The sequence below is a fragment of the Labilithrix sp. genome (genome assembly GCA_019637155.1).
Lineage (GTDB): Bacteria > Myxococcota_A > Polyangia > Polyangiales > Polyangiaceae > Labilithrix.
In genome coordinates, this window is the sequence record JAHBWE010000038.1 from 21,460 (window position 1) to 29,057 (window position 7,598).

The window sequence follows — 7,598 nt, forward strand, 5'->3', positions numbered from 1 at the left end:
GCGTGCCTCAACGGGCACAAGGCGGCGTTTATGCCCAGGCGTTTAGCCCGCCCCCGAATCGGCCGCAATCGGCTAATTCAGCAGCGTTTTCGGGGTGCGGTCGAGCTCGGAGAGGGCGGCGGCCTCGTCGATCTCGGCCGCCGAGGCCGGGCCCACCGCGCGGATGACGACGGTGTAGCGCAGGGTCGCGCCGGCGAGCGGGTGGTTGCCGTCGAGGACGACGCGGTCGCCGGCCACCTCGATCACGCGGAGGATCCCCTCCTCGCCGTCGGGGCTCTGGCCGACGATCTCGTCGCCGACGCGCACGTCGTCCGGCTTCGGCAGCGCGGCGCGCGCGACCTCGACGACGAGCCGGGGATCGCGGAGCCCGTACGCGTCCTCCGGCGCGACGAGCACCTCCTTCGTGTCGCCGGGCTCGAGCCCCGCGAGGGCGCGCTCGAGGCCGGGGACGATCATGCCGTAGCCGTGCACGTAGACGATCGGCTCGTCGCCGCTGCCGCTCCCGTCGATGATCGCGCCGCTCACGTCACGAAGGGTGTAGTCGAGCACGACGCGCGCGTTTCGCTCGATGCGGGCGCCCATCTCCGCGATGATACTCGTCACCCCTTCTTCGATGCAGGTCGCGTTCCCACCGCGTCCCGCACGAGCTCGACCGCGTTCACGTGGCCGGCGGCGGCGAGGCGCTTCTCGAGCTCGCGGACGCCGCGCGCCACCCTCGTTCGACCTCCCGCCGAGAGAGAGCGATACCCGTCGAGCAAGGTGTCAGGTGCGTCCTCGGCGAGGACTGCGACGAGGACGGCCGCCTGATCGAGGTCCTTTCGTCCCTTGTCGCTGGTCTCGTGCCGAAGCTGAGAGATCATCGTCTTGTGCCACGCCAGGCGTTCGGGGCGTGGCACTCTCACCGGCACGACGGCGTGCTTGCCGAGCACGACCGATGGAATGGAGTCTTCGAGGAGGTACCGCAGGTGAGGGAGCCCCATCGCGTGCGCGCCGAGCTCCCACACCGGAAGGGGTTTCGCCTCGCCACCGGAGGCCGGTGTGAGGAGGTCGACCCGCAGGCGCGTCTTGCCTCGCAGCCGGGGTGGGATCGCGAACGAGGTGACGGGGCCCTTCCGATCGAGCGACGGGATCGGCCGCAGCGGGACACGCGACGAGCGCAGGAGCTCCTCGAACGGCGGCGCCGCCGCGCCGTCGATGTTCAGCCGGTCGAGGCGCGCGATGTCGATGTCTTCGGTCTTGAGCTCGGCGCTCTTCACGCCGAGATCGTTGAGGAGCGCACCATAGGAATGCGAGCCGATGAGGATCGCGCCCGCGCGGAACAACCCTGCGTTCGCGAGGACGACGAGGACGGCCTGCGTCCGCAGGTCCGTCTGGATGTATCCCACCGTCGTGAGCAGGCGCGTCGTCTCCGCGAGCGCGTTCGCATCGGCGATGCGATCGCGGACCTCCTCGGCGCGGCGCTCCGCGTCCTCGTCGCCGACGGGTCCGATGTACTCGGCCGCCTTCGCGCCCTCCGCGTCGTAGAATTGTCGATACCAGTAGCGGCCGCCGCCGTCGATGCGCCTCGATACCGAGCCAGGCGTCCCGAGGAGCAACGTCTCCTGCTCCTGCGCTCGTTGCTTGAGCTCGGAGTACGTCGTCTGCAGCCCGGTCGGGAAACGCGTGAAGAGAGGTCGCGTCACGGTGTTGTTCTCTAGAATTGAAACTTAGAGAACAACAACGATCGGCGCTAGAGCGCGTCCGGAGAGACGATCCGTCCCGCGATCGCGCTGGCGGCGACGACGAGGGGGCTCGCGAGGTAGACCTTGCCGGGGCCGCTACGGCCCGGGAAATTGCGGTTGATCGCGCTGACGGTGACCTGCTCGGGGGAGTCGCTGACGCCGGGGCCGGCCTTGATGCAGGCGCCGCACGACGGGTCGACGAGCTCCGCGCCCGCCTTCGCGAAGACCTCGAGGTAGCCCTTCGACTCGGCGTAGCGACGGATGTCCTGCGAGCCGAACTGGATGTAGAGGTGGACGCCGTCGGCGACCTTCTTCCCCTGCTCCACCGCCTGGCGCAGGATCTCGGCGTACATGTCCATGTCCGCCTTCTTGCCGCCGGTGCACGAGCCGCCGTAGGCGATGTCGATCTTCGTGCCGGGGAGCTGGGTGAGCGGGATGCCGTTGCGCGGATCGCCCGGCGTCGCGACCATCGGCACGAGGCTCGAGAGGTCGACCTCGAAGGTCGCGAGGTACTCGGCGCCCTCGTCCGCCTTCACGATGTGCTTCCGCACCTCGTCGCGATCGAGGCCGCGCTGCTTCGCGAGGTACTCCACGACGACCTCGTCCGCCTCGATGATGCCGGTGAAGCCGCCCGCCTCGACCGCCATGTTCGTGAGGGTCGCGCGCTCGTCGAGCGGCATCGCGCGGACGCCGTCGCCCGCGAACTCGAGCACCTTGCCGATCCCCTGCCCCGTCTTGAAGAAGGGCTGCGAGAGGATGTGGAGCATCACGTCCTTGGCGCACACGCCGTGCGGGAGGATGCCGGTGAGCACGAAGCGCGCGGTCTCCGGCACGGTGACGCGGACGTCCTTCGTGTACCAGGCGTTCGCCATGTCCGTGCTGCCGACGCCGAACGCGAAGCAGCCGAGCGCGCCCGCCATGCACGTGTGGGAGTCGGTGCCGGCGACGAGCTGCCCCGGCAGCGCGATCTCCTCGATGACCTTGTTGTGGCAGATGGCCTCGGAGCCGACGAGCTTCCCGTCGCGGTGGACCTCGCCGTAGAGCTTCACGCCGTGCTTCCTCGTGAACTTCTCTTGCACCGTCGCGAGCTCCTCGGCCTGCTCCTTGAGCCCCATCTCGCGATGCGCGCGCGGCATCACGAGATCGAGGAACGTGAGGTGATCGCGGAACGCCCACACGCTCTTGGGATCGGTGACCTGCGCGGTCTCCCCCATCTCCGCGACGAAGAGCGACTCCGCCATCGGCGTGACGTACTCGTGGCTGAAGCGGACGTCGGTGCGGGCGAAGAACGCGTCGCCCGGCTTCACCGCGGGGACGCCGAGCGCGCCCGACTTCGCGTCGGTGATGACGTGCGCGGCGAGGATCTTCTCGCAGAGCGTCATCGGACGCGCCGGCGTCGCGACCGCGGGCGGCGTCGTCTCGCCGGCGAGGCGCGCGCGGTTGTACGCGAAGAGGCCGCCGTGCTCGACGATCGCGGCGCTGATCGGATCGAGGCCCTTCGTGAACTCGCTCATCGGGATCGCCTCGCCGCGCTGGACGCGCTCGAGGAGCCCGAAGTCCGTCGACGTGAGGAGGCCGATGTTCTGCGCGTTCTGGCGGTAGATCTTCTCGATGCTCTTCGCGATGACGAGCTGCACGCCCGCCTTCAGCTCCGAGTAGGGCGCGGTCTCGCGGCTCGAGCCGCAGCCCTTCGAGATGCCGCTCACGATGACGCCGAACTTGCCGTCCTTGATCGCGTCCTTCCCGACCTTGCCGCCGCGGAGGCCGACGAGACAGAAGCGCGCGAGCGTCTCGTCGTAGTAGTAGCAAACCCAACCGGGCGTGAGCTCGTCGGTCGAGATGTTTCCGACGAGCGGGGGCTCGTTCTTCGCCGGGTCGTAGGTGACGTCTTCGCCGCCGAGCTGCCGCTCGAGGAGGCTCGGGTCCTCGGTCACGTACAGGATGCGGCCCTTGATCTGGACGGTCTTCGCGCTGCTCACCCGAAGACTCCTACCACGGCAGGGCGCTCGCAGTGGTATTGGGACGCGGTCCCGATGCGCATCGCCGTGGTCACGACGAGCTACCCCTCGCACGAGGGAGATCCGTCGGGCCACTTCGTCGAGAGCGAGGTCGCGGAGCTGCGCGCGATGGGCCACGCGGTCCACGTCCTCCGCCCCTCCGCGGGCGGCGCGTTCGGCTGGCCCGGCGTCGCGGTGCGGCTGAAGGAGCGGCCCCTCCGCGCGTTCGAGGCCGGCGCGTGGATCGCGAGGGCCTCCGCGGAGCTGCGCCTCGCGCGGCCCGATCGCGTCATCGCGCACTGGGCGGTGCCGTGCGCGTTCCCGATCGCGCTCGGGGCGGGGCCGCAGCTCGAGGTCGTCTCGCACGGCGGCGACGTCCGGCTCCTCAGCCGCGCGCCGGGGCGGAGCGGCATCGTCCTGCGCATCCTCGAGCGCGCGCTCCGCTGGCGCTTCGTCTCCGAGGAGCTGCGCGAGACGCTCGCCGCGTCGCTGCCGCTGGAGCTCGCGCTCCGCCTCCGCGCCGCGAGCACGATCGTCCCGGGCGCGCTCGACGTCCCCGACGTCCTCGCCGACGCGCGGGCGAAGCGGAGCACGATCGGACCGCGCCGCCTCTACGTCTGCGCGGGCCGCCTCGTCGCGAGCAAGCGCGTCGACAAGGTGATCGACTACGTCGCGTCGTCGATGTTGCGTGACGAGCGCGTGCTCGTCGTCCTCGGCGACGGGCCGGAGCGCGCGCACCTCGAGCGCCTCGCGCGCGAGTGGCCGATCGACGCCCGCTTCCTCGGCAAGACGTCGCGCCGCGAGGCGCTCGCCTGGATCGGCGCGGCCGACGAGCTCGTGCACGCCTCGCGCGCGGAGGGGCTCTCCACCGTCATCCGCGAGGCCGGCCTCCTCGGCGTGCCGGTGACGATCCTGTCGTGAGCGCGCCGAGCTCGAGTATGTTGCGATCGTGGACGCCGCCGTCGCGCGCAAGCTGACCGACGAGCTGCCGACTCCGCTCGCGGAGCTGGTCGCGCGCGCCCTCGCGGCGCGGAAGGGACGCGACCGGCACGACGCCGTCTTCTACCTCGGCGAGGCGACGCTCAAGCTCGCCGCGAGCCTCCGCATCGGTCGCTGGCTCGACGCGGCGCTGACGCCGGGGAGCGATCTCGCGAAGCGGCTCGAGAGCGTCGTGTTCCCTTCCCTCGGGCACTGGTGCGCCTTCTTCCGCGAGGCGGGCGGCGCGCTCGCGGCGAAGGACGATCCGCTGTTCGCGCGGGCGGCGATGAAGGAGCTCGAGAAGACGCCGCCCTCCGGGGCCGCGCTCGGCGCCTTCGCCGACGCGCTCGTGCGCTGGGACGTCGGCGACGCGGAGACGGTGAAGCGCCTCCGCCGCCGCGGCGTGCTCGGCTTCTTCGAGGCGCTCGTCATGTACCGGAACGCGGTCCTCGGACACGGCGCGCAGCGCTCGCCCGCCTTCTACGAGGAGGCGGCCGCGATCTTGTTCGACGCGCTCGCGGAGGTCCTCCGCTCGCCGGGCCTCTTCGGCGGGCTCGTGCTCGCGGTCGCGGAGCTCGACGTCGACGCGCGCGGCAAGGGCGCACGCGCGACGTGGCGCGAGCTCCGCGGGATGGTGCCGGTGCCGCTCGGCGACGACGCGAAGGACGCGCGGCCGGGCGAGCTGTATTTCCGCGGCGAGCGCGGCGCCGTCTCGGTGCATCCGTTCGTGATCCTGCTCCACGAGGACGAGGCGGTCCGCTTCGCGTTCCTGAACCGCGCGGTGGAGAAGAAGGAGCAGATCCAGCGCGCCGACTACCTCGACTACCGCACGAGCAACGTGGTCGACGACGTCGACGCGGTCGTCGCGCTCTCCGGCGTGCTCACGCGCCTCCGCGGCAAGCCCGCGAGCGCCGACGCGGTGAAGGAGCTCGCGCAGACGATCGGGCCGGCGGCGGTGGCGACGGAGGCGCGCACGGATTGGATTGGCCGCGTCGTCGCGGACAAGTATCGAATCACCGGCACGCTCGGCGAAGGCGGGATGGGCACGGTCTACGCCGCCGATCACGTCGAGCTGCCGCGCAGCTACGCGGTGAAGACGATCCTTCCGCATCTCGCGCGCAACGAGGAGCTGGTCGAGCGGTTCCGTCGTGAGGCCTTCGCCGCGGCGAAGCTGCGTCATCGCGGCATCGTCGACGTCGTCGACTTCGGCCGCGCCGACGACGGCACGGTGTACATGGTGATGGAGCGGCTCGAGGGGCGCTCGCTCGACGAGGTCTCGGAGCTCCCGGTCGATCGTGTGATCGCGATCGCGAAGGAGGTCCTCGACGCGCTCGCGGTCGCGCACGAGGCGGGGCTCGTCCATCGCGACCTCAAGCCGGCGAACCTCTTCGAGACCGCCGACGGCGGCGTGAAGGTCCTCGACTTCGGCATCGCGAAGATGACGAGCGCCGGCGACGAGCCGGAGCTGACGAGCGCCGGCGCGGTCCTCGGGACGCCGCTCTACATGGCGCCGGAGCAGGTCACGTCCTCGGCCGGCGTCGACGCGCGCGCGGATCTCTACTCGCTCGGCGCGACGCTCTATCGCCTCCTCACCGGCACGACACCGGCGGCGACCGCGAGCATGCACCTCGTCGTCGCGAAGGTCGCAGCCGGCGACATCGAGCGCGACGCGCGCAAGAAGCGCCCCGACGTCCCCGCCACGCTCGCACGCACGATCGCACGCGCGCTCGCAAAGGCCCCCGCCGACCGCTTCGCGTCCGCGAAGGAGATGCGCGCCGCGCTCGACCACGCCGACGACGCAGCCGCCACGAAGGAGACGCGCGCGCTCGGCGAGGACGACGCACGCGCCACGAAGGAGACGCGCGCGCTCGGCCACGAGGACGAAACCGCAGACGTGGAGCTGCCCGGCCCCGTGACGCGCGGCGCGACGGAGCGCGCTCCGAACGACTCGGCGCCGCCTGGACCGGTGACGCGCGGCGCGAGCGAGCGCGCTCCCGGTGAGTCGGCGACGGGCGAGCCGGTGAGGCGCATCGCGCTCGTCGTCGTCGCGTTGCTCGTGCCGGTGCTCGGGTTCATGCTCCTCCGCAAGCACGCGACCGATCCGGCGCCGCCGCCGATCCCGGGACCGCCGCCGCCGGCGCCCGCGCCGGTCGATGCATCCGTCGACGCCGCGCCGCCGCTCGAGACCGGCCCGCTCTCCGCGGAGGCGATCCACAAGCGCTACGCCGCGTCGGTCGTGTACCTCGATCTCGTCGATGGCAAGGGCGAGCCCTCGGCGGGCACGGGCTTCGTCGTCGATCGCCATGGTCTCATCGCGACGCCGTCGCACGTCGTCGATCCGAAGACCAAGGTGAAGGTGCTCTTCAAGAACGGCGCCGAGGTCGACAAGACCTCGATGGTGCTCTTCGCGGAAGACAAGACGCTCACGCTCCTCCGCGCCGACGTCGCACACCCGTCGGCGGGCACGGTGCCGGAGCTCACGCCGCTGCCCATCGCCTCGAGCGACGACCTCGAGCTCGGCGCGCGCCTCGTCTCGCTCGGCTACCCGGGCACGAAGGAGCTCGCGCTCCGCGAGGGCGTGATGTCCTCGAAGCGACCGCTCCCCAAGTACGACTGGTTCGGCGCGACGCTGCCGATCCAGATGGGCGAAGGCGGTGCCCCCGTCCTCGACGCCGACGGCCGCGTCGTCGGCATGGTCGCGGCGATGACGAAGACGGAGGCGCTCGTCCTCCCCGCGAGCGCCTTCCGCGGCGCCGTCACGCGCGAAGCGGCGCGCTGATCGTCCGACTGTGCGCAGGCGATCGTGAGCGTTCGGGCGGCGTCACCCTTCGGGGTCGACGCCGAGCGCTCTCAGCCGCTCCGCGAGCGCGTCCGCGCGGGCCTTCTCCCCGTCCGCGCGGGC

5 protein-coding genes are annotated in these 7,598 nt (G+C 71.5%); 2 read left to right on the forward strand and 3 right to left on the reverse strand.

Annotated features, from left to right (window positions below; genetic code table 11):
* Positions 1-72 precede the first annotated feature (72 nt).
* From KF837_44415 to KF837_44425, 3 genes are read right to left on the reverse strand one after another with little or no spacing between them, the layout of a single operon-like run.
* The gene (locus KF837_44415) at positions 73-603 is read right to left on the reverse strand and encodes a peptidylprolyl isomerase (GenBank protein MBX3234419.1); all 531 of its coding nucleotides are present in this window, start codon (positions 601-603) and stop codon (positions 73-75) included.
* Positions 600-1,682: a hypothetical protein gene (locus tag KF837_44420; GenBank protein ID MBX3234420.1), complete on the reverse strand. Its 1,083-nt coding sequence runs from the start codon at positions 1,680-1,682 to the stop codon at positions 600-602. The genes KF837_44415 and KF837_44420 overlap by 4 nt, the downstream gene beginning before the upstream one ends.
* Before the next feature lie 47 nt (positions 1,683-1,729).
* Entirely contained in the window at positions 1,730-3,700 is a 1,971-nt protein-coding gene (locus KF837_44425) for a 3-isopropylmalate dehydratase (GenBank protein ID MBX3234421.1), read from the reverse strand.
* A 54-nt stretch (positions 3,701-3,754) separates the two neighbouring features.
* Between KF837_44425 and KF837_44430 the strand changes: the two genes are divergently transcribed.
* Together KF837_44430 and KF837_44435 are read left to right on the forward strand one after the other, a co-directional pair.
* Entirely contained in the window at positions 3,755-4,639 is an 885-nt protein-coding gene (locus tag KF837_44430; GenBank protein ID MBX3234422.1) for a glycosyltransferase, read from the forward strand.
* 28 nt (positions 4,640-4,667) lie between these two features.
* A complete protein-coding gene (locus KF837_44435; protein ID MBX3234423.1) occupies positions 4,668-7,475 on the forward strand; it encodes a protein kinase in 2,808 nt (935 codons plus the stop codon).
* Positions 7,476-7,598 lie beyond the last annotated feature (123 nt).

Excerpts from the sequence above, each read along its gene's own strand:
- KF837_44430 (MBX3234422.1), top strand. The coding sequence starts at position 3,755 with ATGCGCATCGCCGTGGTCACGACGAGCTACCCCTCGCACGAGGGAGAT.